Origin of the sequence: Mycobacterium neglectum (assembly GCF_002591975.1) — a bacterium.
GTDB classification, from domain to species: Bacteria; Actinomycetota; Actinomycetes; order Mycobacteriales; family Mycobacteriaceae; genus Mycobacterium; species Mycobacterium neglectum.
Genome location: NZ_NVQE01000036.1, coordinates 37657 through 61702, shown reverse-complemented (window position 1 = coordinate 61702; position 24046 = coordinate 37657). Strand labels below are relative to the sequence as shown.

Here is a 24046-nt window from a genome sequence, read left to right as displayed (position 1 = left end):
CCGAAAGCCCCCGAACGGAGCGCAGAGGAAAAGCTGGGCAAACCAGCAGCTACCTCATGCGCACAACCCGACGACCAACGACAGCCCGACCTCACAGCCACACACCAGGTCAGTCGGTGGATCGAGGCTAAGGGGGCTATCCCGTCGCGACGGCAAAGGCGATGAATCGGTATCTGGGCACAGGTCAGCCGCTACCGACGCCAAACCACGGACGGGTATGGAATCAGCGACAACAACAGACATCAGCGACGGCAGTGAAACCCACGGCAATGAGGGCCAGGATGTGACCACTCTTGTTGCCGGACGCCGAACGCATGGCGCGAAGAATAACAGAGCACGGGCACGCGGCTCCCGTTGGCCTCAGCCGACTTACCGAGTGAGCAGCCACATCACGATCACCAGCACGACGAGGATGACCAGCACCAACGTCACCCTCGACCGTGGCATACCACTCATCGGAGCCTGTCTCTCGTCGCGCAAGCGCTCATCGGAGCTTGTCTCTCTTCGCGCAAGCGCTCATCGGAGCTTGTCTCTCTTCGCGCAGGCGCTCATCGGCGGTCCACGTCCTGGTCGTTGTGCCGAACCCGGCGCAATACCCGTATCCCGTTACCCAGCGCCCCGTCGAGCACCACCGCGACGCCGTAGGCCAGGGCCAGCACGACCGGCATCACCACGGCGGTCTGGGCGACGAAGGGCAGTCCGGAGAGCCACAGCTCCACACCGTCCCACCAACTGAGGAAACCGCCCATCCAGCCAGACTATTCGATGCGAAAATGTGCGCGTGCCGGCCGACATCGAGAGCAACACCAGCTCTGGGAACACCACCTGCATCGTCGCCGGTGGCGGTCCCGCGGGGATCATGCTCGGACTGCTGTTGGCCCGCGGAGGCGTGGACGTCACGGTCATGGAGAAGCACGCGGACTTCCTGCGCGACTTCCGCGGTGACACCGTGCACGCCAGCACCCTGCGCCTGCTCGACGAACTGGGGCTGGCATCGGAGTTCGCGCGAATGCCGCACCGCGAGATCGACACTCTGACGATGAGCGTGCAGGGCACCGAGGTGGCCATCGACCTGAGCCGAATCCCCGGACCGCACAAGCACATTGCCCTCGTGCCGCAATGGGACTTCCTCGAGTTGCTGGCCGCTGCCGCCGAGAAGGAGCCGACGTTCCGTCTGCTACGCAGCACCGAGGTGCTCGGACCGATTTTCGCCGAAGGCCCGCGGAAGGACAAAGTGGTCGGGGTCCGCTACCGCGGCGCCGACGGTGAGGTACGGGAGATGCGGGCGGCACTGACAGTCGCGTGCGACGGGCGCTCGTCAACGCTGCGCACCGCGATGGGCCTGCGCCCGAGAAGCTTCGGGGCGCCGATGGACGTGTGGTGGTTCCGGCTCCCGCGCAATGCCGACGATCCGCACGGCCTGGCCGGCGTCCTTGGCACCGGCGCGGCGCAGATCGTCATCGACCGCGGCGACTACTACCAGTGCGCGTATGTGATCCCGAAGGGCCGCGACGCCGAACTTCGCGCGCAGGGCATCGAAGCCCTACACCGCGGCGCGTTGGCGCTCGTACCCTGGCTGGCCGACCACATCACCTCGTTGACGTCGTTCGACGACGTCAAGCTGCTCGACGTACAGATGAACAGGCTGCGGCGCTGGTACTGCGATGGTCTGCTGCTGATCGGCGATGCCGCCCACGCCATGTCCCCGGTCGGTGGCGTGGGGATCAACCTTGCGGTCGCCGACGCCGTCGCAGCGGCACGAACGCTCGCGGGCCCGCTGCGGGCAGGCAACCCCTCCACCATGCACTTGGCCCGCGTCCAGGCCCGACGCTGGCTGCCTGCGGCACTGATCCAGGCGGTGCAGCGCGTGGTGCAACGCCGGGTCATTGCGGTGGCCATCGACGCCGAAGGCGCCTCGACCAGGCAGTCCAGCGCCCCACTGGTGGTGCGGATCGCCGCCCGATTCCGACCGTTACGGACCGCGGCTGGATACGGGATCGCGATCGGGCCGCTGCCCGAACACGTGCCGAAGTTTGCCCGGCGGCAACCGGTCACCACCGGACACGCATCTGATTAGTGGACGCCAGGCAGGTCGGCAGCGATGATGTGCGAATGGTTCTGCAAGACAATGAGGCCTCCGGCGGGCCAACCAGGGACATTGATTACGACTCCCCGTTGACGGTGACGGCCCCCGTGCCGTACACCTCCGGCGGGTCACTGCGGAACCCATTCCCGCCGATCGCGGACTACGCGTTCCTGTCGGACTGCGAAACCACGTGCCTGATCTCATCGGCCGGGTCCGTCGAGTGGATGTGCATTCCGCGCCCCGACTCCCCCAGCGTGTTCGGCGCAATCCTGGACCGCCGTGCGGGCCATTTCCGCCTTGCGCCGTACGGGGTTGCGGTGCCCGCCGCGCGCCGCTACCTGCCGGGCAGCCTGATCCTGGAAACAACCTGGCAGACCCCCACCGGCTGGATGATCGTGCGCGACGCACTGGTCATGGGTCCCTGGCATGACATCGAGACCCGGTCGCGCACCCATCGGCGCACTCCGATGGACTGGGACGCCGAGCACATCCTGCTGCGCACAGTGCGATGTGTGAGCGGCACCGTCGAGCTGGTGATGAACTGCGAACCGGCGTTTGATTACCACCGCACCCAGGCGACGTGGGAGTACTCCGCGCAGGCCTACGGCGAGGCGATCGCGCGGGCCAGTCGCGACCCCGACGCCCATCCCACAGTGCGCATTACCTCCAACCTCCGGCTGGGATTGGAGGGCCACGAGGCCCGCGCGCGCACCCGGATGAAGGAGGGTGACAACGCCTTCGTCGCGTTGAGTTGGTCCAAGCATCCGGCGCCGCAGACGTATGACGAAGCCGCCGACAAGATGTGGGCGACCAGCGAGTGCTGGCGGCAGTGGATCAACATCGGCGACTTCCCTGATCATCCGTGGCGGGCCTACCTGCAGCGCAGTGCCCTGACACTCAAGGGTCTGACATACTCGCCGACCGGCGCCCTGCTCGCCGCGCCCACCACCTCGTTGCCGGAAACTCCTCAGGGCGAACGCAACTGGGACTACCGCTACGCGTGGGTGCGCGATTCGACGTTTGCGTTGTGGGGCCTGTATACGTTGGGGCTGGACCGGGAGGCCGACGATTTCTTCGCGTTCATCGCCGACGTGTCCGGCGCGAACAACGGTGAGCGCCATCCACTGCAGGTGATGTATGCCGTCGGCGGCGAACGCAGCCTCGTCGAGGAAGAACTCCACCACCTGTCCGGTTACGACAACGCCCGCCCCGTGCGGATCGGCAACGGCGCCTACAACCAGACGCAGCACGATATTTGGGGCACCATGCTGGATTCGGTGTACCTGCACGCCAAGTCGCGCGAACAGATCTCCGACACGCTGTGGCCAGTGCTCAAGCAGCAGGTCGAGGAAGCGGTCAAACATTGGAAGGAACCCGACCGCGGGATCTGGGAGGTGCGCGGCGAGCCGCAGCACTTCACCTCCAGCAAGATCATGTGCTGGGTCGCCCTGGACCGAGGCTCCAAACTCGCCGAGTTGCAGGGGGAGAAGTCCTACGCGCAGCAGTGGCGTGCCATCGCCGAGGAGATCAAGGCCGACATCCTCAAGAAGGGGGTGGACTCCCGCGGGGTGCTGACCCAGCGCTATGGCGACGATGCGCTCGACGCCTCGCTGCTGTTGGCGGTGCTGACCCGGTTCCTGCCCGCCGACGACCCGCGCGTGCGCGCGACGGTGCTGGCGATCGCCGACGAACTGACCGAGGACGGGTTGGTGCTGCGGTACCGCGTCGAGGAGACCGACGACGGGTTGTCCGGCGAGGAAGGCACTTTCACGATCTGCTCGTTCTGGCTGGTGTCCGCGCTGGTGGAGATCGGTGAGATCCACCGCGCCAAGCACCTGTGCGAAAGGCTGTTGTCCTTCGCCAGCCCGCTGCATCTCTACGCCGAGGAGATCGAGCCAAGGACCGGACGGCATCTCGGCAACTTCCCACAGGCATTCACCCACCTGGCGTTGATCAATGCCGTCGTGCACGTGATCCGCGCCGAGGAGGAAGCCGATAGCTCAGGGGTATTCGTGCCGGCCAATGCGCCGTCGTGAGCCATGACTACTTGGCGGCGTTGGCGATCATGTCGTTGACGATGGTGGCGGCCTCGTCACCCGGGGAGTAGCTGCACGCCCAGACCTCGACCGTGATGTTCGAAACCGGGGAGAGCGCATGCTGGCACGCCCATCCGGCGGCATCTAGCTGGGTCGTCACCTGGGTGATCAGCGTGTCCTTCGCGGTGACCTCGGCGATCTCCCAGTCGTATGCGGTGCCGCCATCGTCCACCGTCACCGTGTAGTTGGAGCACTCCTCCCACTGTGCCTTGGATTTGTCGAAGAACTTCTGCGCCTTGTCCGCCGACGGATACAACACGACCGTCTGCTCTACCCAGTGCTCGTTGTCGTCGCCTTCCTCACGCGAAATCTGGTCCAGTACCGCGGTCCAGCCGCTGCCCGCGTACACGGGCTCTTCGGCGCCGTAGATCGCACCAAGGCATTCGACGTCCGAAACGTCGTCGGAGTGGTCGGTCATCTCATCCAGCTCGCTGGTGACCTCCATGGTCGACGAGCCCATGATCGCGTTGACCTCACCGATCGAGAGGACCACGTCGTCGAGTTTCGACTCAGTGAGTGGCGGCACATTGGTGGGCCCCGCGCTCTGTGCCCGCGTCGCGGTGCCCGACACAGTGCTCACGCACCCGGTGAGCAGGACGGATGCTGCGATTACGGCAAACACGGCGCGTGCCCGGGTCGCCGTACCGGTATTGGTCACCGCGCTATTGTGACCGACTCCGGGCAAATCTGTGCACCACCCGCCAATTCCGGGTCGATCACAACCTAAGAGGCGGCGACCTTCTCCAGCATCAGCTTCGCCACTCGCGCTGCCTGCTGCGGGCTACCCAGACTGTTGACGTCGGAGATCTCTATGTCCACAACACAATCCGCCGCCAACCCGAGCGCCCGCTGGGTCATCGAACCGGCGTCCTGCATCACCATCGCCGACACCATGTGGCCGTCGACGGTCACGCCGGTGATCCGGCTCGTTCGTTGTGCGCCGTGGTCGGGTTGATTCAGCACCAGCGTCTGGCCGTTACAACGGTGCCACTTATCGGCCGATGCGGCGAAGAATGCTTGCGCGGCAGCCTCCGAGGAGAACTGCACGACACCGAAGAAGCCAGACACCGGCGGCCCGTCGAAGGACCCGCCAGCCCACGACTGACTCGCCACCGATTGCACCGGACCGGCCTCGTAGACCACCCGCTGCAGCCGGTACGCCGGGCTCACGCAGTCGGCAGGTGTTCCATCCGCGGCGCCGACACTCGCCAACAGCATGTCGCGGCCGCCCTGCACGCGTTGACCCATCATGCCGTTAGAACCGACGACCGCGGCGAGCTCATCAGAGGTGGGCAGCACCCGGTCCAGCGCGCGCACCGCAGACGGTTGGACGGCTTCGGCGATACGCACGGTGGGCCGCGCGTCCTGGGTGGGGGCGGCACATGCCCCGAGCACGACACACGCGCTCAACGCAGCCACCGTGAGAGCCGTTGAGCGCATCAGGACCTACTTCTTCGACTTGTCGGCCGGACCATCGGTGGACAGCGCCGCGACGAATGCCTCCTGCGGCACTTCAACCCGGCCTATGGTCTTCATTCGCTTCTTGCCCTCTTTTTGTTTCTCGAGCAGCTTGCGCTTGCGCGTGATGTCACCGCCGTAACACTTCGATAGCACGTCTTTGCGGATCGCGCGGATGTTTTCGCGAGCAATGATCTTCGAACCGACCGCGGCCTGCACCGGAACTTCGAACTGCTGACGCGGAATCAGCTCCTTGAGTTTGGTCGTCATCTTGTTGCCATAGGCGAACGCCGAATCCTTGTGAACGATCGCACTGAAAGCGTCAACGGCTTCGCCCTGCAACAGAATGTCGACCTTCACGAGATCGGCTTCCTGCTCACCGGCCTCTTCGTAGTCGAGGCTGGCGTAGCCGCGGGTGCGCGACTTCAGCATGTCGAAGAAGTCAAAGATGATCTCCCCCAACGGCATTGTGTATCGCAGCTCGACCCGCTCCGGCGAAAGGTAGTCCATGCCGCCGAGTTCGCCTCGCCGCGACTGGCACAGCTCCATGATGGTTCCGATGAACTCGCTTGGCGCGATGATGGTCGTCTTGACCACCGGTTCGAACACTGTGCGAATCTTGCCTTCCGGCCAATCCGAAGGGTTGGTGACGACCATCTCACCACCGTCTTCCTGGACAAGGCGATACACGACGTTGGGCGAGGTTGAAATGAGATCGAGGTTGAATTCGCGCTCGAGCCGCTCGCGGGTGATCTCCATGTGCAGCAGGCCGAGGAAACCGCAGCGGAAGCCGAATCCCAGCGCCACCGACGTCTCCGGCTCCCACGACAGCGCGGCGTCGTTGAGCTGCAGCCGCTCCAGCGCGTCGCGAAGGTCCGGATAGTCCGATCCGTCGACGGGATACAGCCCGGAGTAGACCATCGGCCTGGGCTCCCGGTACCCGGTGAGCGGCTCGGTCGCGCCGTGCCGCGCGCTCGTCACGGTGTCACCGACCTTGGACTGGCGCACGTCCTTCACCCCGGTGATCAGGTAGCCGACCTCCCCAACGCCGAGACCCACCGACGGCTTCGGGTCGGGTGAGACGATGCCCACTTCCAGCAGCTCGTGGTGAGCGCCGGTCGACATCATCTTGATTCGTTCACGCGGGACGATCCTGCCGTCGACCACGCGCACATACGTCACCACACCCCGGTAGGTGTCGTAGACCGAGTCGAAGATCATCGCCCGCGCCGGGGCGTCGGCGTCACCGGTGGGCGGCGGCACCTCCTGCACGACGTGGTCGAGCAGTTCCGTAACGCCATCGCCCGTCTTACCCGACACCCGCAGCACATCTTCGGGTTCGCAGCCGATGATGTGGGCGATCTCGGCGGCGTAGCGGTCCGGGTCGGCGGCGGGCAGGTCGATTTTGTTGAGCACGGGGATGATGTGCAGATCGCGGTCCAGCGCCAGATACAGGTTGGCCAGCGTCTGCGCCTCGATGCCCTGAGCAGCGTCCACCAGCAGCACCGCACCCTCGCACGCCTCGAGCGCCCGGGACACCTCGTAGGTGAAGTCGACGTGGCCAGGGGTGTCGATCAGATGCAGCACGTAGTCGGTGCCGTCGACCTGCCAAGGGAGCCGGACGTTCTGCGCCTTGATCGTGATGCCGCGTTCACGCTCGATGTCCATCCGGTCCAGATACTGGGCACGCATGTCACGATCGGCGACCACACCGGTCAGCTGCAGCATCCGGTCGGCCAGCGTCGACTTGCCGTGGTCGATATGGGCGATGATGCAGAAGTTCCGAATCAGCGCCGGCGGAGTGAAGGTCTTGTCGGCAAGGCTGCTGATGGGAATCTCCTGTTGAGCCGGGTGGTATGCCGTACCAGGGTATCGAGGTACGCCCCCGTCGACACAATCGTGGGAACGCAGCTTCGCTTAAGCTCGTCGATATGGCTCCGCCTTGGAAAGCCTTCCAGCGCTTTGCGGAGAACCTGGTGTTCAACGAGGCGCCCAAGTTCATCCGCCACCAACTGCAACCAGACACCGTGGCGCGCGGTATCCAGCAGGGCATCAAGCTCGGTATCGACGCCATCGTGGGCACCCCGTTCGAGGAGACCCGCGCGATCACCGCGGGGCGACCGGTAAGCCAGAACTTCGTCCCGACCGCGCACCGGGCCCGCAAGGTGGCCTACGCGCCGGATCTCGACGGCCGGGCCGACCCGGGCGAGATCGTGTGGACCTGGGTGGTCTACGAGGACGATCCGTCGAAGGGCAAGGACCGACCGGTGCTCGTGGTGGGACGCGATCAGACCGTGCTGCTCGGGCTGATGCTCTCCAGCCAGGAGCATCACCGCGAAGACCCCAACTGGGTCGGCATCGGCAGCGGTAGCTGGGACTACGAGAGCCGCGCCAGCTGGGTGCGGCTGGATCGGGTCCTCGACGTCCCCGAAGAGGGCATCCGCCGCGAGGGCGCGATCCTGGCGCGGGAGACGTTCGAAGTGGTGGCCACGCGGCTGCGCGCCGAGTACTCCTGGAGCTAGCTTCTCGGTGAGCGCCACCTCTGCCTTATCGTGGCGCGCGCCACCTCTGCCTCATCGTGGCGCGCGCCACATGGGCCACATGGACGGCCCGTCGTCCGGCAGCTTGATCTCGCCGATGACCTCGAATCCGAACCGCAGGTAATACGCCTCGTTCTTCGGATTGCTGTTCTCGAGGTAAGCAGGCACGCGTTCGGCGTCGCAGCGGTCCAGACGTGAGCGCATCAGGGCTTGGCCGAAGCCCGCCCCGCGCACGGATGGGTCGCTGCCGATGAGCATGAGGTACCAGTGCGGCTCCTCCGGGTGGTGCTTCTCCATCAGCTCCATCAGCCGCATGCTGGCCGAGACCCTGGAGCGCATTGCCCACAGCATCATGGGCATCATGGCGAGCTCCTCGATCCTGCCGGCCTTGCGCTGTCCTGGCGGATCCCACAACGTGGCGGCGCCGACATTCCCGTCGCGCCGCGCAACCTCCGAGCCCCCGCGCGGCAGGAAATGATGTCGCGCCAGTCCAGCGAACACCCTTGTCAGCGCCTTCAGCCGGGTCCGGTCATCGGGCAGCATCCATGAATTCACCGGGTCGTCGTAGAACGCGCGCGCCAGTACCGTGCCGATCTGGCCGATGTCGCGGCGCTGTGCAGGCTCTGCCCCGATCTCAGCCACGGGTGATGTAGGCCTGCAGTTGCTCCTGGGTGGCTTCGAGCTCTTCCATCCGAGTCTTCACGACGTCGCCGATGCTCACGATTCCGGTGAGGCGGCCGTCCTCCATCACCGGGATGTGCCGGACCCTCTTGGTGGTCATCAGCACACTGAGACTGTCGACCGAGTCGGTCGGGGTGCAGGTCGCGACGAACGTCGTCATGATCTCCGAGACCGGCATACGCAGCAGGTCGGCGCCGCGCTCATGCAGCGCCCGCACGATGTCTCGCTCGGAGACGATGCCGATGACGCCGTCGGGCGACACCACCACCATGGCACCGATGTTGTGCACGGAAAGTTCGGTGAGCAGCCCGGACACCGAAGTCTCGGGGGTGATGGTCGCCACCGACGCACCCTTGTTCCGCAATACGTCCGCGATCCGCATCGTTGCCTCCGCTCGTGACCTGCCTCACTTCAGGCTAGGTGGGAGTCGCGTTGCGCGAAAGGTTTTGGCATCCCTATCCCAAAGCTGTCCCAATGTGCCCGCGGAGGAATAGAAACGTAGTAGCAGCCGCTGGACCTTCAAGTCTTTCGACCGTCGACGCGAAAGGAAGGAACATGGCAGCAGAAAACTCGGTGCCCTCCGTCAATCTGGGGGACGAACTCTGCGTCAGTGCAATCGGTTTCGGTGCGATGGCGCTGACCCCGGTGTACGGCGAGGTTGACGACACCGAGTCGCTCGCCACGCTTCATCGCACCGTGGACCTGGGCGTGACCTTCATCGACACCGCCAACGTCTACGGCAACGGCGACAATGAACGGCTGATCTCCCAACTCCTTGCCGACCGTCGCGATGAGGTGACGCTGGCAACGAAGTTCGGTATCGCGAGCAATCCGGCCCAACGCGCGGCGAGGGAGCTCATCGCCCGCGGTGACGCCGCCTATGTGCGCCAATGCATCGACGAGAGCCTGCAACGGCTGCAGACCGATGTCGTGGATCTCTATTACATGCACCGTCGCGACACGAATGTGCCGATCGAGGAAACGGTGGGCGCCATGGCCGAACTGGTGGCCGCAGGCAAGGTTCGCCACCTCGGGCTTTCGGAGGTGACTGCTGAGGAGCTGCGTGCGGCCGTCGCGGTGCATCCGATCGCCGCGGTACAGAGCGAGTGGTCGATCTGGAGCCGGGACGTCGAAACCAACGTCGTGCCGACCGCCGCCGAGCTCGGCGTCGGGTTCGTCCCCTACTCACCGCTGGGCCGCGGCTTCCTCACCGGAACGATCGGCTCCACCGACGACCTGCCCACCGGGGATTTCCGTCGCACCATGCCTCGCTTCGGCGAGGGTGCGCTGGACGCCAACCTGGCGGTCGTGGCGCTCGTTAAGTCGGTGGCCGTTCAACAGGGCGCGACGCCGGCGCAAGTAGCGCTGGCATGGTTGCGCTACCGCGCCGCGGCGCTCGGAGTGGCAGCGGTGCCCATACCTGGCACCAGGCGCGCGGCTCGTGTCGAGGAGAACCGCGATTCACTGGCGGTGACGCTGACACCCGAGCAGCTCGACTCGCTGGATGCCGCGGCAGCCGCCGTCACCGGGCATCGCTTCGGAAACCTCGGCTGGGTGTCCGCGGGCCGCGAATAACGCACATCGGCCTCGTGTGGCAGGTATACCTAGCCCCATGATTGAGGTCACGCTGCTCGGCACCGGAAGCCCTATCCCCGATGCGGATCGCGCGGGTCCGTCGACGCTCGTGCGAGCGGGCGACCAGACGTTCCTGGTCGACTGCGGCCGTGGCGTCCAGCAGCGGCTGACGGCCGCGGGCACCGGGGCCAACGCACTGACTGCGTTACTGCTCACCCATCTGCACAGCGATCACATCGCCGATCTGGGCGACGTCATCATCACCCGTTGGGTCTCTACGTTCACCCCCGATCCCGCGCCGCTGCCCATCATCGGTCCCCCCGGCACCGCCGAGGTCGTCGAGGCCACGCTCAAGGCGTTCGGTTTCGACATCGGGTACCGCATCGCTCACCACGCCGACCTGAACTCACCACCCCCGGTGGAGGTGTTCGAGTACACCGATGGTCCCGTGTGGGATCGCGATGGTGTGCAGATTCGGGTCGCACCGACTGACCACCGCCCCGTGACTCCGACCATCGGCTTTCGCGTCGAGCACGCCGGCGCGTCGGTGGTGCTCGCCGGCGACTCCGTACCGTGCGAAAGCCTCGACGCCCTGGCATCCGGTGCCGGGGCCCTGGTACACACGGTGATTCGCAAGGACCTGATCGACCCGATGCCGATGCAGCGCATCCGAGACATCTGCGACTACCACTCATCGGTCGAAGAGGCGGCCGCCACCGCGACACGGGCTGGGGTCGGCATTCTCATCCTCACCCACTATGTGCCGGCCATCGCGCCGGGCCAGGAAGACGAGTGGCGCGCGCTGGCGGCAACGGCATTCGACCGGCAGATCGAGTTGGGCGACGATCTGCACCGCGTCGAGGTGCACCCCGGCGTCTGCGCCAGATCCTGACGATTGGTCGATCTCGGATTGATTACGACACTCGCGATACGGGAGTGACGCAAGTGATAATTGGGTAGACCCCCGGCCAGATCTGGTCATCCCTCGAGATAGAGGAGCGGTACCGCGATGCGCCCCGGTCGTGCCTTCCGTGCCGGATTGCTTACCGTCGCCGCCCTGGGCGCATCGGTGAGCGTTGCGCCGCAGGTCTCGGCCGCCCCCGAGTGCCCCGACGTCGAAGTCGTCTTCGCCCGCGGCACCGACGAACCTGCGGGCATCGGGCAGGTCGGCCAGGCGCTCGTCAACACACTTAAGCCGATGCTGAAGGGCCTCTCGATCGGCACCTACGCGGTCGAGTATCCGGCGTCGTTCGAATTCCTCGAGGCCGCGGCGGGCGCCAACGACATGAGCCGGCGGATAAAGAGGACAGTTGCCGACTGCCCGGATACCAAGCTGGTCCTTGGCGGCTACTCGCAGGGCGCGGCCGTCGTGGACATCGTCGCCACGGCACCGATGGCCGGCCTCGGCTACACGGAGCCGCTTCCCCGCGCGGTTGTGCCGCACGTCGCAGCCGTGGTGGTGTTCGGCAACCCTTCGGCGCGCCTCGGCCAGCCCCTCACCCGGATGAGCCCCGACTTCGGCGCCAAGACCGCCGACTTGTGCAACAAGGCCGACCCCATCTGCTCGCTTGGACGAGATTGGAACTCGCACATCACCTATCAGAAGTCGGGTCTGGTGAAGACCGCCGCGGAGTGGGTCGCCAAGCTCGTGCGCACGACCGGTTCGGATAGCACGAAGACGACCCGCGGCTAGCGTCGGCGTCTGCGCCAAGCCCGCGGAGTCATGACCGAAGAATGACGATCACGGCGCCACGGCGCCCGCGGTCGTAACGTGGGGTTGTCGCTTGCCGACAATTCCATTGGCAGCGCATTACGAAGCTCGCCTCTGCGGCAGGTGTGAAGCAGAAGCACCTGAACCGGCAGCGCCGGGAGCGCCGGTCCGTAGATCTCAATCGAAGACCGCAGCTGATGCGGCATTACCCGAAAGATGTGCGAAACAAATGACACTAGTGAGCAGAATGGCGCGCAGAATCGTCGCCGGCGCCCTGGCCGCCCTTGTGGTGCCGGGGTTGATCGCAGTCGCAGGCGGCTCGGGGTCGGCCGCCGCGTACTCCCGGCCCGGACTTCCTGTCGAGACGCTGATGGTGCCGTCCGCGGCCATGGGCCGTGACATCCCCGTCAAGTTTCAGGGCGGCGGGACACATGCTGTCTACCTCCTCGACGGCCTTCGCGCCCGCGACGACAACAGCGGTTGGGACATCGAGACCGCCGCGTTCGAGAACTACTACGAGTCCGGGTTGTCCGTGGTCATGCCGGTCGGCGGGATGTCGAGCTTCTACACCAACTGGCAGGGCCCGGCAGTCGGCAATGGCATGACGTACAACTATCAGTGGGAAACGTTTCTGACCTCGGAGCTACCCGCCTATCTGTCTGCCAACAAAGGCATCTCCCCCAGCGGCAATGCCGTGGTCGGCCTCTCCATGTCGGGCAGTTCGGCGCTGATCCTGGCCGCCTACCATCCCGGCCAGTTCATCTACGCCGGATCGCTGTCGGGCTTCCTGAACCTCTCCGAGGGCATCTGGCCTACGCTGGTCGGCATCTCGATGCGTGACGCGGGCGGATTCGATGCCACCGCAATGTGGGGCCCCGGTGGCGGGCCGGCCTGGCAGCGCAACGATCCGACCGTCAACGTCAGCCGGCTGGTGAGCAACGGCACCAGGATCTGGGTGTACTGCGGCAGCGGCCGGCCCGGCGAGTTGGGTGACACCGGAATTCCCGGCCAGGTCCTCGAGAGCATCACGCTGGACAGCAACAAGAACTTCCAGAATCAGTACGTCGCCGATGGCGGCAACAACGGCACGTTCAACTTCCCCGCGAGCGGCATCCACGACTGGGCCTACTGGGGTGCACAGCTCAATGCCATGAAGGGTGATATCCAGCGCACACTCGGGGCGTAAGTCCCGGGCCAGCTAGGCCAGTCGGGTGATCTCCACGACGACGTCGAGGTCGGTCGAGCCTTCACCGGAATAGATGCCCTTGAGCGGGCTGACATCGGCGTAGTCTCGACCGACACCGACGCTGATGTATTGCTCGTTGATGGCGGCGTCGTTGGTGGGGTCGTAGTTCCACCAGCCACCGGTCCACGCCTGCACCCATGCGTGGCTTTGCCCGTCGATGGTGTCATCGATCTTGGCCTTCTTGTTCGGATGCAGATACCCCGACACGTAGCGGCCGGGAATTCCCATGCTGCGCAACAGGATCAGGGTCAGATGTGCGAAGTCCTGGCAAACACCTTTGCCTTCACGATGCGCATCCAGACCGGACGAGTGCACACCGGTGGTCCCGGGCACGTAGTCGAGTTCACTGTGCACCCAGTTGGCCGCGGCGGTAACGGCCTCCCGCGGTTCGTGGTACTTGGCAATGCGTTGTCCCACCCTGGCGATCCGCTTGCTGTCCGGCGTGTACTTCGTCGCGGTGAGCACCTCGTCGAACCGGTCGATCACCGCCACCGAACGCAGGTCTTCCCAGCTGACATCGTCTTTCGGCATCGCCCCGCGGTTGGTCTCCACCACCGACGACGAGGTCACTTCCAGTTCGGTGTGCGGGGCGTGCAGGTCGAATGCCGTCACTGCAGTACCCCAGTAGTCGACATATCGGTATGACCTTGTGGCGGGGACGGTTTCGACGCGGTTCAGGATGACGTTCTGCCGGGCGTCCGATCGTGGCGTCAGCCTGGCCTCGTTGAAGGATGCCGTCACCGGCGACTTGTAGGCATATCCGGTGGAGTGCACCACCCGCAGCCGCCACATCAGACTTCGCCTTCCTCGATGACCAGCGGGCCATGGTGGCCCGCGTCCGTCCACGCGACCCAGGGTGCGGAGTGGAAGTACTCCACTGCCAGTGCTTCTCCGACGTCAGCACAGGTCTTCTGCAACCCGGCGAGGCGCTCCTCGAGCGAATCCAACAGCACGCCCGGACGCAGGAACTCCAACTCGCTGCGTGCACGGCCCAGGAGTCGCTGCGTCTCCGCAGTCGCACCGACGCGATTGAGGGCCCGGCGACGCAGTTCGTCGAGGCTGTGTTCGGCCAGCCGCAGCGAGTACATGACAGACCGCGGGAAAAGCCGGTCCAGCAGCATGAATTCGACGACGCGGCCCGCGTCGAGCACACCGCGATAGGTGCGTAGATAGGTGTCGTGTGCGCCCGCAGAACGCAGCACTGTCACCCACGCCGGTGACGAGGCGCTGTCGCCGACACGAGCCAGCAGCAGCCGGACAGTCATGTCGACTCGTTCGATCGCGCGGCCAAGCACCATGAACCGGTAACCGTCGTCGCGACTCAGCGTCGAGTCCGCCAAACCGGCGAACATAGCGGCGCGCCCCTCCACGAACGACAGGAATTCGTGTGGCCCAAGACGTTTGGCTGCGCGCTCACGTTCGGCGAGCGAATTGTAGGTCGTGTTGAGGCACTCCCAGATCTCGGTCGAGGTGACTTCGCGAGCCCCGCGGGCATTCTCGCGGGCGGCGGAGATGGCTTCGACGATCGAACACGCGCCGTGCGTTTCGTGGCTGAAGGCGACGATGTCGGTCAACGACCACACATCCAGCGATTCTTCGGGTGGTTCGATGCCGAGCACGCGCAGCAGGGTCCGCGACGCCTGGTCAGGGTCGACGCTGGAATCCTCGAGAAGTTGGTGCACTGTCACGTCGAGAATGCGGGCGGTATCGTCGGCGCGCTCGACGTATCGCCCGATCCAGTACAGCGATTCCGCGTTGCGAGCCAACATTATTGGCTCCTTTGCTGCTGCTGTTGCTCCTGCTGGCTCTTGTGTGATCCATTGGTCGCGTTCGTTGGCTGCGCCTGCTGTTGCTGTTGAGAGCTCTCGGCGCCGTTCTCGCTCTTCGGAGCCTTGGGCACCTTGGGTAGTGACCGCACCACTTCGGCCGCGGCGAGTTCGCGGTCGGCCCCCGACGCGCGCGAGGCCAGCACCCAGGTGTCCTTGGAACCGCCGCCCTGGCTGGAGTTGACCACCAGCGACCCTTCGGGCAGCGCTACCCGAGTCAGGCCGCCGGGCAGCACCCACACGTCGTCACCGTCGTTGACGGCGAACGGACGCAGGTCGACGTGGCGCGGCGCCAGGTTGTCGTCGATCTGGGTCGGCACGGTGGACAGCTGAACCACCGGCTGAGCGATCCAGCCACGCGGGTCGCTTCGGATCTTCTTGCTGATCGTCGCGAGTTCCTTCTCGGACGCCTCGGGACCGAACACGATGCCGTAGCCGCCGGAGCCCTCGACCGGTTTGATGACGAGTTCATCCACTCGGTCGAGGACTTCTTCGCGTTCCTCGTCCAGCCAGCACCGGTAGGTGTCGACGTTCGCCAGGAGCGGCTTCTCGCCCAGGTAGTACTGGATGATGGTCGGAACGTATGTGTAGACCAGCTTGTCGTCGCCGACGCCGTTGCCGACCGCGCTGGAGATGACGACGTTTCCTGCACGCGCCGCGTTGAGCAGGCCGGCGACACCCAGCACCGAGTTGGGGTTGAACTGCATCGGGTCGAGGAAATCGTCGTCGATGCGGCGGTAGATGACGTCGACCTGACGCTCACCCTCGGTGGTGCGCATGTACACGGTGTTGTCGCGGCAGAACAGGTCGCGGCCTTCGACAAGTTCGACGCCCATCTGGCGAGCAAGCAGCGAATGCTCGAAGTACGCCGAGTTGTAGACACCGGGCGTCAAGACCACGACGGTTGGATCGGCTTCGTTGGAGGCGGCCGCATTGCGCAGCGCTCGCAGCAGATGCGACGAGTAGTCGCCGACAGCCCGCACCCGGTGGGTGGCGAAAAGATTTGGGAAGACCCGCGCCATCGTGCGCCGGTTCTCCATCACGTAGGAGACACCGGACGGAGACCGCAGGTTGTCCTCCAGCACGCGAAAGGCGCCCTGCGCATCGCGGACCAGGTCGATGCCTGCGACGTGGATGCGTACTCCGTTGGGCGGGGATATCCCGACCGCCTCACGATGGAAGTGCTCGCATGAGGTGACCAGCCGCCGCGGGATGACCCCGTCGCGCAGAATCTCCTGTTCGCCGTAGATGTCGTCGAGGTAGGCCTCCAGCGCCTTGACCCGCTGGGTGATCCCCTTCTCGAGACGGGTCCACTCCGCCGCCGAGATCACCCGCGGAACGAGATCAAGGGGGAACGGCCGCTCCTGGCCGGACAGCGAGAACGTGATGCCCTGGTCGATGAAGGCGCGCCCCAGCGCCTCGCTCCGCGCCGCCAACTCGGAGGCGTCGGAGGGTGCCAACTCGGTGAATATGCCCTTGTAGGGGCCACGAACGTTGCCCTGGGCGTCGAACATCTCGTCAAACGCCTTCGAATAGCTACCCAGGTTGTTGTAACCACCGAAAACGCCGTCATGGCGCCGGGGTTTCTTCGAACGGGCGCGCGACGACCGGGCGGTGTCGGTGGGGACCGTTCGAAGACTCACCTTTGACATGCTGCACCAAGTGCAGCGTTTCGGCAGGCCAGTGAGTTCATTTTGGGCATTTACCCATTGCGCTGGTAATCTGAACCCTCGCTGCCCGCAGGTCGGGGGCCATAAAGTCTTTGCACTCAAGCCAACCTGGATTTACGAAGGAAAACACGCGTGGCCAACATCAAGTCGCAGGAAAAGCGCATCAAGACCAACGAGCGCCGCAGACTGCGCAACAAGTCGGTGAAGTCGTCGCTTCACACCGCAGTCCGCGGCTTCCGGGCGGCCGTCGAGGCCGGCGACAAGGACAAGGCAGGCGAGTTGCTGACCACCACCAATCGTCAGCTCGACAAGGCGGCAAGCAAAGGCGTGATCCACAAGAACCAGGCCGCCAACCGCAAGTCGGCTCTGTCGCGCGCCTTCAACAAGATCTGATTCGCCTCAGTCCGGTTCAATCCTGGACGAGCTCGGCGACCTTCCGCACCGCTGACTCCAGCGCGTAGTCGGCGTCCGCTGCGGCTCCCTTGACGTCGGCGTTCAACGCTGCAACAAGGCGCATCGCCTCGGCGACCGAAGCACGCGACCACCGTCTCGCCTGCTTCTGCGCCTTTTGCACCCGCCACGGCGGCATGCCCAGCTCAGATGCCAGCCGGTACGGATCTCCCGATAGCGGCGCGACGCGGGCGATCGTATGGACTGCCTCGGCCAGCGCGTCGGCCAACACGACTTGAGGCTCACCGCTCAACATCGCCCAGCGCAGCGCCTCGGCGGCACCCGCGACGTCGCCGACGACCGCCTTGTCGGCGATATCGAACCCCTTCACCTCGGCCTTGCCCGAGTGGTAGCGACGCACGGCTGCGGTGTCGACCTCACCGTCGGTGTCGGCGACCAGTTGCGAGCAGACCGAGGCCAGATCGCGGATGTCGGACCCGACGGCGTCGAGCAGCGCGGTCACCGTGTCGTCGCTGACCTTGACCTTCAGCGCGCGAAACTCGCGCCGCACAAAGTCCGCGCGCTCGGCGAACTTCGTGATACGCGCACATGGATGAACCTGTGCACCAAGGTTTTTGAGTTTGTCAGCCAACGCCTTCGCACGCCCACCACCCGAGTGCACCACGACCAACACGGTTCCTGGCGGCAGATCCGCGGCGACATCGGAGATGAGTGCAACCGCGTCCTTGCCTGCCTCGCCTGCGGACTCCAATACGACCACACGCTCGTCGGCGAACAGCGACGGGCTGAGCAATTCGGCCAGCTCGCTGGTGCTGACCTCACCGGCACGCATCCGGTCGACCGGGATGTCCTCGGTGCCGGCCTGCTTACGGACACCATTGAGCACCACCGATACTGCGCGTTCGACCAGCAACTCTTCGTCTCCGAGCACCAGGTGCAGGCGTGCCGCGTCCTCACTCACCCCACGATCGTGTCATGGCCGGCTGACAGACCCGACATCGTCCACGCCAGTCCGAGCACGACCGCCACGTATACGCCGATCCGTGTCCAGCGCCAGCGCCACAACACCACCGCAGCCAGTCCCGCCGCCGCGACCGTGACAGCACCCAGCAGCCCCGAGGGCACAGCGAGCGACGCTCCGGGAATTTTCGCCGACCAGTGCGCAACCCTGAGCAGCCACCACAATTCAGGTCCGGTGAAACGAATCAGCAGGTCCGCGCCGGCAGGCCAGATCCAGCAGAGCGCCGCGGCCGCGGTGCCGACGACGGTGATCGGCGGGATCACCGCGGCGACAGCCAAATTCGCCGCGGCCGACATGACGCTGAAGGTGCCCGATATCCCCGCGATCAGCGGCGCGGTGACCAATTGCGCGGCGACGGCGACGCACACCGCGTCGGCGAGCGGTTTGGGCCAGCCACGGCCAACGAGCCGCCTTGACCATTCGGGTGCGATCACAACCAACGCCGCAGTCGCCGACACCGACAGCGCGAATCCGACGTCGACGGCCAGTTCCGGCGACGCGATCATCAAAGCCAGCACCGTGGCCGACAGCGCCGGGATCGCCTGGCGGCGACGGCGAGACAACACGGCCAACAGCGTGATCGCGCCCATGACCGCGGCGCGCAGCACACTCGCCGAGGGCTGTACGACGATCACGAAGAGCAGCAGCGCGAACGCCGCAAGCACGACCGCGACCCGCGGACCGACCAATCCGGCGCTCAGCAGCACCGCGCCGCACACGATCGTCACGTTGGCGCCGGACACCGCGGTCAAGTGCGTCAACCCCGACGTGCGGAACTCCGCCGTCGTCTGCTGCGGCAACGCCGACGTATCGCCGAGCACCAACGCCGGCAGAATCGCCGCCTGATCGGCCGGCAGCGCACCGCGTGCCGCGTCGGCGAATCGTCCCCGGATCTCGTGTGCGGCCCGGTAGACCGTCGCCGCTTCGCCCCACGTCGGTTGACCTGTCGCCGACAGCACCGCAACTGTGAGGTCCTGACGCGTCGGTCGGCCGAGTCGGGCGCGGAAGCCGACCGGCCGGCCCGCGGCCAGCTCTGAAAAAGCGGCGGCCGAGCCGAATACGACCACCCTGCCGGCCGCCTCGTGACCGTCGAGCACCTGCAGAGTTCCACGAAACATGGTCCGGTTGCCGCCCAGTTGGCGCGGGGTTTCGACCGGCGAGACAACGACGGTGGCGATCGTGCCGTAGCGCTGAGTGATCGGATGCTGCCGTTGCGCGTCGAGGCGCAGTCCGACCGAGATCGCCAACGCCGCGCCGACCACGGCGACGGCAAGCACACCCGCGCCGATCGCGCGGTTATCGGTGTCCTCACCTCGGGCGCGGAACCACCACCCCACCGCGGAGGCCGCCGCGACGGCCACGGCCAGCGTGACAATCAAACCGGTTGTTTGCCAGAGGATTCCGGCCGCAGTCACCGCCCATCCGGTAAGAGCCGCCGGTACCAGCCGCAGGTCGACCCTCGTTGTGCCGTCGTTCATCCGGGTCACACATGGACGCGGTCGCGCAGTTTGTCCAGTCGCGCCGGCCCGATGCCCTCCACATCGCCGAGTTGCTCGACGCTGCTGAATCCTCCGTTGGCGTCGCGCCACGCGATGATCGCGGCGGCGGTGACCGGGCCGATCCCGGGAAGGGTGTCCAGCTGCTCCTCGGTGGCGCTGTTGAGGTTCACCAGGCCGCCCGGTGTCGTGGCGTCTCCCTGAGTGGAAGGGGCCTCCGACGCTGCCGGGCTCTGACCGGGGCTGACGGAGCTACCCATGGTCGCGGGCCCTCCGGGGACAGGCGCAATGCCGACGACGATCTGCTCGCCGTCGGCAAGGCGTCGGGCCATGTTCAGTTCGAGCAGGTCCGCCCCCTCCAGCGGCCCGCCCGCGGCGGTCAGCGCGTCAGCGATCCGCGCGCCCGGATCCAGCGTGACGAGGCCGGGCTCACCGACAAGGCCGACCACGCTGACCACAACCGGTTCCCGAGACGTCGGTGCGCCGCCGGGCGGTGTCGGGCTCGCTGACGAAACCATCTGCACTGGCGGCAATTTGGCCGACGAAACCGGTGGGGAATCGTCACGAGCGAGCGTGAACAGCGTCACCAGCACGGCGATGACGCCCACGACACCCAATGCGATGACCCCCGCACGTCCTGGGTCGGCTCGCACGGCCGCCACCCAACCCGATGCGCCACCCGACTGGGATTCGGGCAGCCACCGAGATAACAGCGTGTCGGGTTGAGGGGCGGCGTCCCGTTCGCCATCGGGCTCGCTTTCCGCGCCGAGGCGGCGATGCAGACGCTCTGCGGGCAATTCCGTTCGCATGAGGTGAAAGTAGGACCGAACTCGGACTGTTCGCCCCACGCTCGGGGACACGCGGCGCGCGCTGGGGATCAAATGGCGGTTGTGGATAACTACGTTGTCTACGATTGACTTCCGGCGTTCGCGACAATCAACGCGGCACACAGGGAAGGCAGCATGGATCGTCGTACCCCGATGATCGCGGGTATTGCGTTCGCGGTGCTGTACGCCGTTGCGCTGATTGTGATTCCGAAACTTCCCGGCGTTGACCAGCCGGGATCAGACATCGTCGCGCACGTCAGCGAGCACTCGGCGACGATGCGAATGCAAGCATTGTTGTTGGCATTCGGATCCCTCGCGCTGGTGGTGTTACTCGGGTACGCCCGCGAACGGTTGAGCGGGCCACCAAGCTACGTCTTCACCATCGGTGCGGCGGCGGTGCTGGTGCAGGTGTTCATCGCGACATGGTTCACCGCCGGGTTGGCGCTGCACCCCGCGCAGCTCGGCTCGGCGACCGCGCGGACGATCACCGATGTCGTGACCATGTGGGGTCCGATGCTGACGATCACCAATATCATGGTGTCGGTACCGATTCTGTTGGCTGCCAACGATGGTCGGTTTCCCCGCTGGCTCGGAATCGTTGCCGCCGTCTTCGCGGTGGAGCAGCTGATCGAAACGATTACCATCATCGGCCCCCCGGGAAGTTTCATCTCACCGGGCGGCCCGATGAACTCCTATCTCGGTGCACCGTTGTTCATTCTGTTCTTCCTGGCGCTGGGCATCGCATTGTCGTTGGAGCAGCAACGCGACCATCGGTCCGAGACCGTGGACGACACGGTGGGCGAGCCCGACCGGGTGGACGAACCGGCCACGGTCGACGATGCCGCCGAGTGACCGACGGCAGGGAAGTTCAATCCGCGAACGTCGGCGAACCGTTCGCCGTAACATCCAGAATCGTGGATGGGGTGCATGACCTCGGTGGAATCGCCGGGTTCGGCCCGGTGGAACACGACGCCGACGAATCCCCATTCGCCGAGGATTGGGAGCGGCGCGTCTTTCGCCTCAAAGTCGGCTCCGGTCCGCTGGGCCTCAACTTGCCCGCCTTCCGCCATTCGATCGAACGGATGGATCCGGCGCACTACCTCTCATCGCCCTATTTCGAGCACTGGCTGACCGGAGTCGCGACGATGGCTGTCGAGGCCGGTCTGACGACCCGCGAAGACCTCGAGCGGCGCGCCGGAGGAAGCTTCCCATTGTCACAACCGGACCGTGGCGTCCTGACCGACGACCTCACGTCGCGCACCGAGCCGCGGTACAAAGTCGGCGACGGGGTGCGGGTACGCGAATGGCATCCGCCCGGACACACCAGGGCTCCGCGCTATGTGCAGGGCAGGCGCGGCACCATCGTTCGCGTGCACGGCGTGGTCGACGTCGACGACATCGAGGCACACGGCGGCGGTTCGGTGACCGACCCCTTCTACGCGGTCCGGTTCACATCCCATGAGCTGTGGGGCGACGGGGGCGGCAATGGCGAGGTCGTCCACGTCGATCTGTTCGAGCGATACCTGCGGCCCGCCGTATTCGAGGACACTGATGGCAGCTGACCACCACCACCCCGCCGAACTGGCGCCGATCGAGGCCCGCGTCGCGGCGATCGAGTCGGTCCTCATCGAGAACGGAATCCTGGACATCGCCGCGGTCGACGCAGTCGTCGCGCACGTCGAGCACAACTTCGGCCCGATGAATGGTGCGCGGGTCGTTGCGAGAGCGTGGAGCGATCCCGCCTATAGGGAGCAGCTACTCGACGACGCGACCGCGGCTATCGACGCTCTCGGGTTCGGCGGTCCACAGGGTGAGCACATGATCGTCGTCGAGAACACGGCTGCGGTGCACAACCTCGTGGTGTGCACGCTGTGCTCTTGCTACCCGTGGCCGACGCTGGGGCTACCCCCGAAGTGGTACAAGGAACCGCCCTATCGCGCACGCGCTGTGCGTGAACCACGGAAGCTGCTCGCCGAGATGGGCACCGTCGTACCCGATGACGTCGAGATCCAGGTGTGGGACTCCAGTTCGGAGGCAAGGTATCTCGTGCTGCCGATGCGGCCCGCCAGCACCGACGAGATGTCGGAGGACGAACTCGCCGGGTTGGTCACCCGCGACTCGATGATCGGTGTGCAGCGGTTGTGAACATCCCCGACGACGAATCCCTGCCCCGCGACAACGGAAACCTCGTCTTCGACGCACCGTGGCAGGCGCGGGCGCTGGGCATCGCCGTCGCCGTGGTCGAAAAGCTCGGCCTGCCATGGGATGCGTTCCGGCACCGCCTGGCCGACGAGATCGCCGCCGACCCGCAGCGCCCGTACTACGAGAGTTGGGGCAGGGCACTCGAGTCGATGGTGCTCGATCTCGACCTCGCGACGCCCGCCGCGCTCGACGCTGCCACGCCGACCGAGCGCTCGCCGCTCTAACGGCCGTGGGTGTTCAGTCGCCGCTCATAGCCCGCTCACCGGGACCGTGGCCGCGCGGCCGTATGTCACGATGCCAGTCTGAGGTATGACCCAAACGTCGGTGACGGGATCGGTGATGGCAGCGGAATTGACCTACGATGACACGCTTCGCGAGATATCAACCGAGGCGGGCGTGCTTCGCTACCACGAAGCGGGCGCGGGTACCCCGCTGCTGCTCCTGCACGGCTCCGGCCCCGGTGTGACGGGCTGGCGCAACTTCCGCGGCATTCTGGGCATCTTCGCCGAGCACTACCGCTGCCTCGTGCTGGAGTTTCCAGGCTTCGGCGTGAGCGACGACTTCGGCGGTCACCCGATGATCACGGCATTCGGTGCGGTCGGCACATTCGTCGACGCGCTCGGTCTGGATTCCGTTGACATCGTGGGCAATTCGATGGGTGGCGCCGTCGGTATCAACTACGCGATTCACCAGCCGGCCAAGGTGCGGCGCCTCGTCACGATCGGCGGGATCGGTACGAACATCTTCTCGCCGGGGCCGAGCGAAGGCATCAGGCTCCTGCAGGAGTTCACCGAGAATCCGACCCGGCAGCGACTGGTCGACTGGTTGAACTCGATGGTGTTCGACCCGGCGCTGGTGACCGAGCAACTCATCGAGGAGCGGTGGGCGCTGGCGACCGACCCGCCGACGCTGGAGAGCGCCCGGCGCATGTACGGCAAGGCGGCGTTCGCACAGATGATGGCGGGCATGCGGGCATCCGACGCCCCGATGCCGTGGGCGATGATGCACAAGCTCGCGGCGCCGACGCTTCTGACGTGGGGCCGCGACGACCGGGTGAGCCCGTTGGACATGGCACTGATCCCGATGCGCACCATCCCCAACGCCGAACTGCACGTGTTTCCCAACTGTGGCCACTGGGCGATGATCGAGGCCAAAGACGCGTTCGTGTCGACTGTGCTGTCGTTTCTGACGCGCTGACCT

General features: G+C 65.8%; 26 protein-coding genes. 13 read left to right on the top strand and 13 right to left on the bottom strand.

The annotated features are described in order from the left end of the window. Positions 1-223: 223 nt before the first annotated feature. Positions 224-316, bottom strand: a complete 93-nt coding sequence (locus tag CSQ99_RS31930; protein ID WP_425437859.1) for an Ms4533A family Cys-rich leader peptide — start codon at positions 314-316, stop codon at positions 224-226. A gap of 232 nt (positions 317-548) precedes the next feature. Then, a complete protein-coding gene (locus CSQ99_RS23395) occupies positions 549-749 on the bottom strand; it encodes a hypothetical protein (RefSeq protein ID WP_099041384.1) in 201 nt (66 codons plus the stop codon). Between the two features lie 32 nt (positions 750-781). Between CSQ99_RS23395 and CSQ99_RS23390 the strand changes: the two genes are divergently transcribed. Both CSQ99_RS23390 and CSQ99_RS23385 read left to right on the top strand, forming a co-directional pair. Beyond that, positions 782-2077: an FAD-dependent oxidoreductase gene (locus CSQ99_RS23390; RefSeq protein ID WP_176561173.1), complete on the top strand. Its 1296-nt coding sequence runs from the start codon at positions 782-784 to the stop codon at positions 2075-2077. Between the two features lie 35 nt (positions 2078-2112). Next, positions 2113-4122: a glycoside hydrolase family 15 protein gene (locus CSQ99_RS23385; protein ID WP_099041393.1), complete on the top strand. Its 2010-nt coding sequence runs from the start codon at positions 2113-2115 to the stop codon at positions 4120-4122. Between the two features lie 7 nt (positions 4123-4129). Here the strand turns inward: CSQ99_RS23385 and CSQ99_RS23380 are convergent, their stop codons facing one another. The 3 genes from CSQ99_RS23380 to lepA form a co-directional block, all read right to left on the bottom strand. Further along, entirely contained in the window at positions 4130-4840 is a 711-nt protein-coding gene (locus tag CSQ99_RS23380; RefSeq protein ID WP_099041383.1) for a sensor domain-containing protein, read from the bottom strand. 65 nt (positions 4841-4905) lie between these two features. Continuing rightward, positions 4906-5622, bottom strand: coding sequence for a sensor domain-containing protein (locus CSQ99_RS23375; protein WP_099041382.1), 717 nt, complete (start codon positions 5620-5622; stop codon positions 4906-4908). Between the two features lie 6 nt (positions 5623-5628). Beyond that, positions 5629-7551, bottom strand: a complete 1923-nt coding sequence (gene lepA, locus CSQ99_RS23370) for a translation elongation factor 4 (protein WP_099041381.1) — start codon at positions 7549-7551, stop codon at positions 5629-5631. Positions 7552-7571: 20 nt separating this feature from the next. Between lepA and CSQ99_RS23365 the strand changes: the two genes are divergently transcribed. Continuing rightward, complete coding sequence (locus tag CSQ99_RS23365; RefSeq protein ID WP_099041380.1) at positions 7572-8162, top strand: type II toxin-antitoxin system PemK/MazF family toxin; 591 nt, start codon at positions 7572-7574, stop codon at positions 8160-8162. Positions 8163-8213: 51 nt separating this feature from the next. Here the strand turns inward: CSQ99_RS23365 and CSQ99_RS23360 are convergent, their stop codons facing one another. Further along, positions 8214-8822 (bottom strand): GNAT family N-acetyltransferase, encoded by a 609-nt coding sequence (locus CSQ99_RS23360; RefSeq protein WP_099041379.1) that lies wholly within the window; start codon positions 8820-8822, stop codon positions 8214-8216. Next, complete coding sequence (locus CSQ99_RS23355) at positions 8815-9243, bottom strand: CBS domain-containing protein (protein ID WP_099041378.1); 429 nt, start codon at positions 9241-9243, stop codon at positions 8815-8817. Before CSQ99_RS23355 ends, CSQ99_RS23360 begins: the two co-directional genes overlap by 8 nt. A gap of 173 nt (positions 9244-9416) precedes the next feature. Between CSQ99_RS23355 and CSQ99_RS23350 the strand changes: the two genes are divergently transcribed. The 4 genes from CSQ99_RS23350 (at position 9417) to CSQ99_RS23335 (ending at position 13333) form a co-directional block, all read left to right on the top strand. Further along, the gene (locus CSQ99_RS23350; protein WP_099041377.1) at positions 9417-10436 is read left to right on the top strand and encodes an aldo/keto reductase; all 1020 of its coding nucleotides are present in this window, start codon (positions 9417-9419) and stop codon (positions 10434-10436) included. 37 nt (positions 10437-10473) lie between these two features. Beyond that, the gene (locus tag CSQ99_RS23345; protein ID WP_099041376.1) at positions 10474-11328 is read left to right on the top strand and encodes a ribonuclease Z; all 855 of its coding nucleotides are present in this window, start codon (positions 10474-10476) and stop codon (positions 11326-11328) included. 117 nt (positions 11329-11445) lie between these two features. Continuing rightward, positions 11446-12129 carry a cutinase family protein gene (locus CSQ99_RS23340; protein WP_099041375.1) on the top strand — a complete coding sequence of 228 codons (684 nt, stop codon included), beginning with the start codon at positions 11446-11448 and terminating at the stop codon, positions 12127-12129. Positions 12130-12394: 265 nt separating this feature from the next. Then, a complete protein-coding gene (locus CSQ99_RS23335; RefSeq protein ID WP_099041374.1) occupies positions 12395-13333 on the top strand; it encodes an esterase family protein in 939 nt (312 codons plus the stop codon). Positions 13334-13345: 12 nt separating this feature from the next. On the opposite strand, the gene CSQ99_RS23330 is transcribed toward CSQ99_RS23335, so the two are convergent. The 3 genes from CSQ99_RS23330 to CSQ99_RS23320 are packed head-to-tail and all read right to left on the bottom strand — an operon-like array spanning position 13346 to position 16871. Then, positions 13346-14185, bottom strand: a complete 840-nt coding sequence (locus CSQ99_RS23330) for a transglutaminase family protein (protein ID WP_099041373.1) — start codon at positions 14183-14185, stop codon at positions 13346-13348. Next, positions 14185-15162: an alpha-E domain-containing protein gene (locus CSQ99_RS23325; RefSeq protein ID WP_099041372.1), complete on the bottom strand. Its 978-nt coding sequence runs from the start codon at positions 15160-15162 to the stop codon at positions 14185-14187. The genes CSQ99_RS23330 and CSQ99_RS23325 overlap by 1 nt, the downstream gene beginning before the upstream one ends. Further along, positions 15162-16871, bottom strand: a complete 1710-nt coding sequence (locus CSQ99_RS23320; RefSeq protein ID WP_099041371.1) for a circularly permuted type 2 ATP-grasp protein — start codon at positions 16869-16871, stop codon at positions 15162-15164. Before CSQ99_RS23320 ends, CSQ99_RS23325 begins: the two co-directional genes overlap by 1 nt. 150 nt (positions 16872-17021) lie before the next feature. On the opposite strand from CSQ99_RS23320, the gene rpsT reads away from it, so the two are divergent. Next, positions 17022-17282: a 30S ribosomal protein S20 gene (gene rpsT / locus CSQ99_RS23315; RefSeq protein WP_099041370.1), complete on the top strand. Its 261-nt coding sequence runs from the start codon at positions 17022-17024 to the stop codon at positions 17280-17282. 16 nt (positions 17283-17298) lie between these two features. Here rpsT and holA read toward each other — a convergent pair whose 3' ends face one another. From holA to CSQ99_RS23300, 3 genes are read right to left on the bottom strand one after another with little or no spacing between them, the layout of a single operon-like run. Continuing rightward, positions 17299-18261, bottom strand: coding sequence for a DNA polymerase III subunit delta (gene holA / locus CSQ99_RS23310; RefSeq protein WP_099041369.1), 963 nt, complete (start codon positions 18259-18261; stop codon positions 17299-17301). Next, the gene (locus CSQ99_RS23305) at positions 18258-19799 is read right to left on the bottom strand and encodes a ComEC/Rec2 family competence protein (protein WP_099041392.1); all 1542 of its coding nucleotides are present in this window, start codon (positions 19797-19799) and stop codon (positions 18258-18260) included. The genes holA and CSQ99_RS23305 overlap by 4 nt, the downstream gene beginning before the upstream one ends. Before the next feature lie 5 nt (positions 19800-19804). After that, the gene (locus tag CSQ99_RS23300; protein WP_099041368.1) at positions 19805-20626 is read right to left on the bottom strand and encodes a helix-hairpin-helix domain-containing protein; all 822 of its coding nucleotides are present in this window, start codon (positions 20624-20626) and stop codon (positions 19805-19807) included. A gap of 153 nt (positions 20627-20779) precedes the next feature. Between CSQ99_RS23300 and CSQ99_RS23295 the strand changes: the two genes are divergently transcribed. The 5 genes from CSQ99_RS23295 (at position 20780) to CSQ99_RS23275 (ending at position 24043) form a co-directional block, all read left to right on the top strand. Next, positions 20780-21496, top strand: coding sequence for a hypothetical protein (locus CSQ99_RS23295; RefSeq protein ID WP_176561170.1), 717 nt, complete (start codon positions 20780-20782; stop codon positions 21494-21496). Positions 21497-21558: 62 nt separating this feature from the next. Beyond that, on the top strand, positions 21559-22206 hold the full coding sequence (nthB, locus tag CSQ99_RS23290) for a nitrile hydratase subunit beta (protein WP_099041390.1): 648 nt from the start codon (positions 21559-21561) through the stop codon (positions 22204-22206). Then, the gene (gene nthA, locus CSQ99_RS23285) at positions 22196-22789 is read left to right on the top strand and encodes a nitrile hydratase subunit alpha (protein WP_099041367.1); all 594 of its coding nucleotides are present in this window, start codon (positions 22196-22198) and stop codon (positions 22787-22789) included. The genes nthB and nthA overlap by 11 nt, the downstream gene beginning before the upstream one ends. Beyond that, complete coding sequence (locus CSQ99_RS23280) at positions 22786-23070, top strand: SH3-like domain-containing protein (RefSeq protein ID WP_099041366.1); 285 nt, start codon at positions 22786-22788, stop codon at positions 23068-23070. The genes nthA and CSQ99_RS23280 overlap by 4 nt, the downstream gene beginning before the upstream one ends. A 115-nt stretch (positions 23071-23185) precedes the next feature. Continuing rightward, positions 23186-24043: an alpha/beta fold hydrolase gene (locus tag CSQ99_RS23275; RefSeq protein ID WP_099041365.1), complete on the top strand. Its 858-nt coding sequence runs from the start codon at positions 23186-23188 to the stop codon at positions 24041-24043. The last annotated feature ends 3 nt before the right edge of the window (positions 24044-24046 follow it).

Excerpts from the sequence above, each read along its gene's own strand:
- CSQ99_RS23295 (WP_176561170.1), top strand. The coding sequence starts at position 20,780 with ATGGATCGTCGTACCCCGATGATCGCGGGTATTGCGTTCGCGGTGCTG.
- CSQ99_RS23300 (WP_099041368.1), bottom strand. The coding sequence starts at position 20,626 with ATGCGAACGGAATTGCCCGCAGAGCGTCTGCATCGCCGCCTCGGCGCG.
- CSQ99_RS23325 (WP_099041372.1), bottom strand. The coding sequence starts at position 15,162 with ATGTTGGCTCGCAACGCGGAATCGCTGTACTGGATCGGGCGATACGTC.
- CSQ99_RS23395 (WP_099041384.1), bottom strand. The coding sequence starts at position 749 with ATGGGCGGTTTCCTCAGTTGGTGGGACGGTGTGGAGCTGTGGCTCTCC.
- nthA (WP_099041367.1), top strand. The coding sequence starts at position 22,196 with ATGGCAGCTGACCACCACCACCCCGCCGAACTGGCGCCGATCGAGGCC.
- CSQ99_RS23375 (WP_099041382.1), bottom strand. The coding sequence starts at position 5,622 with ATGCGCTCAACGGCTCTCACGGTGGCTGCGTTGAGCGCGTGTGTCGTG.
- CSQ99_RS23355 (WP_099041378.1), bottom strand. The coding sequence starts at position 9,243 with ATGCGGATCGCGGACGTATTGCGGAACAAGGGTGCGTCGGTGGCGACC.
- CSQ99_RS31930 (WP_425437859.1), bottom strand. The coding sequence starts at position 316 with ATGCGTTCGGCGTCCGGCAACAAGAGTGGTCACATCCTGGCCCTCATT.
- CSQ99_RS23335 (WP_099041374.1), top strand. The coding sequence starts at position 12,395 with ATGGCGCGCAGAATCGTCGCCGGCGCCCTGGCCGCCCTTGTGGTGCCG.
- CSQ99_RS23305 (WP_099041392.1), bottom strand. The coding sequence starts at position 19,799 with ATGAACGACGGCACAACGAGGGTCGACCTGCGGCTGGTACCGGCGGCT.
- CSQ99_RS23365 (WP_099041380.1), top strand. The coding sequence starts at position 7,572 with ATGGCTCCGCCTTGGAAAGCCTTCCAGCGCTTTGCGGAGAACCTGGTG.
- CSQ99_RS23330 (WP_099041373.1), bottom strand. The coding sequence starts at position 14,185 with ATGTGGCGGCTGCGGGTGGTGCACTCCACCGGATATGCCTACAAGTCG.
- CSQ99_RS23350 (WP_099041377.1), top strand. The coding sequence starts at position 9,417 with ATGGCAGCAGAAAACTCGGTGCCCTCCGTCAATCTGGGGGACGAACTC.
- CSQ99_RS23345 (WP_099041376.1), top strand. The coding sequence starts at position 10,474 with ATGATTGAGGTCACGCTGCTCGGCACCGGAAGCCCTATCCCCGATGCG.
- CSQ99_RS23320 (WP_099041371.1), bottom strand. The coding sequence starts at position 16,871 with ATGTCAAAGGTGAGTCTTCGAACGGTCCCCACCGACACCGCCCGGTCG.
- CSQ99_RS23340 (WP_099041375.1), top strand. The coding sequence starts at position 11,446 with ATGCGCCCCGGTCGTGCCTTCCGTGCCGGATTGCTTACCGTCGCCGCC.
- CSQ99_RS23385 (WP_099041393.1), top strand. The coding sequence starts at position 2,113 with ATGGTTCTGCAAGACAATGAGGCCTCCGGCGGGCCAACCAGGGACATT.
- CSQ99_RS23275 (WP_099041365.1), top strand. The coding sequence starts at position 23,186 with ATGGCAGCGGAATTGACCTACGATGACACGCTTCGCGAGATATCAACC.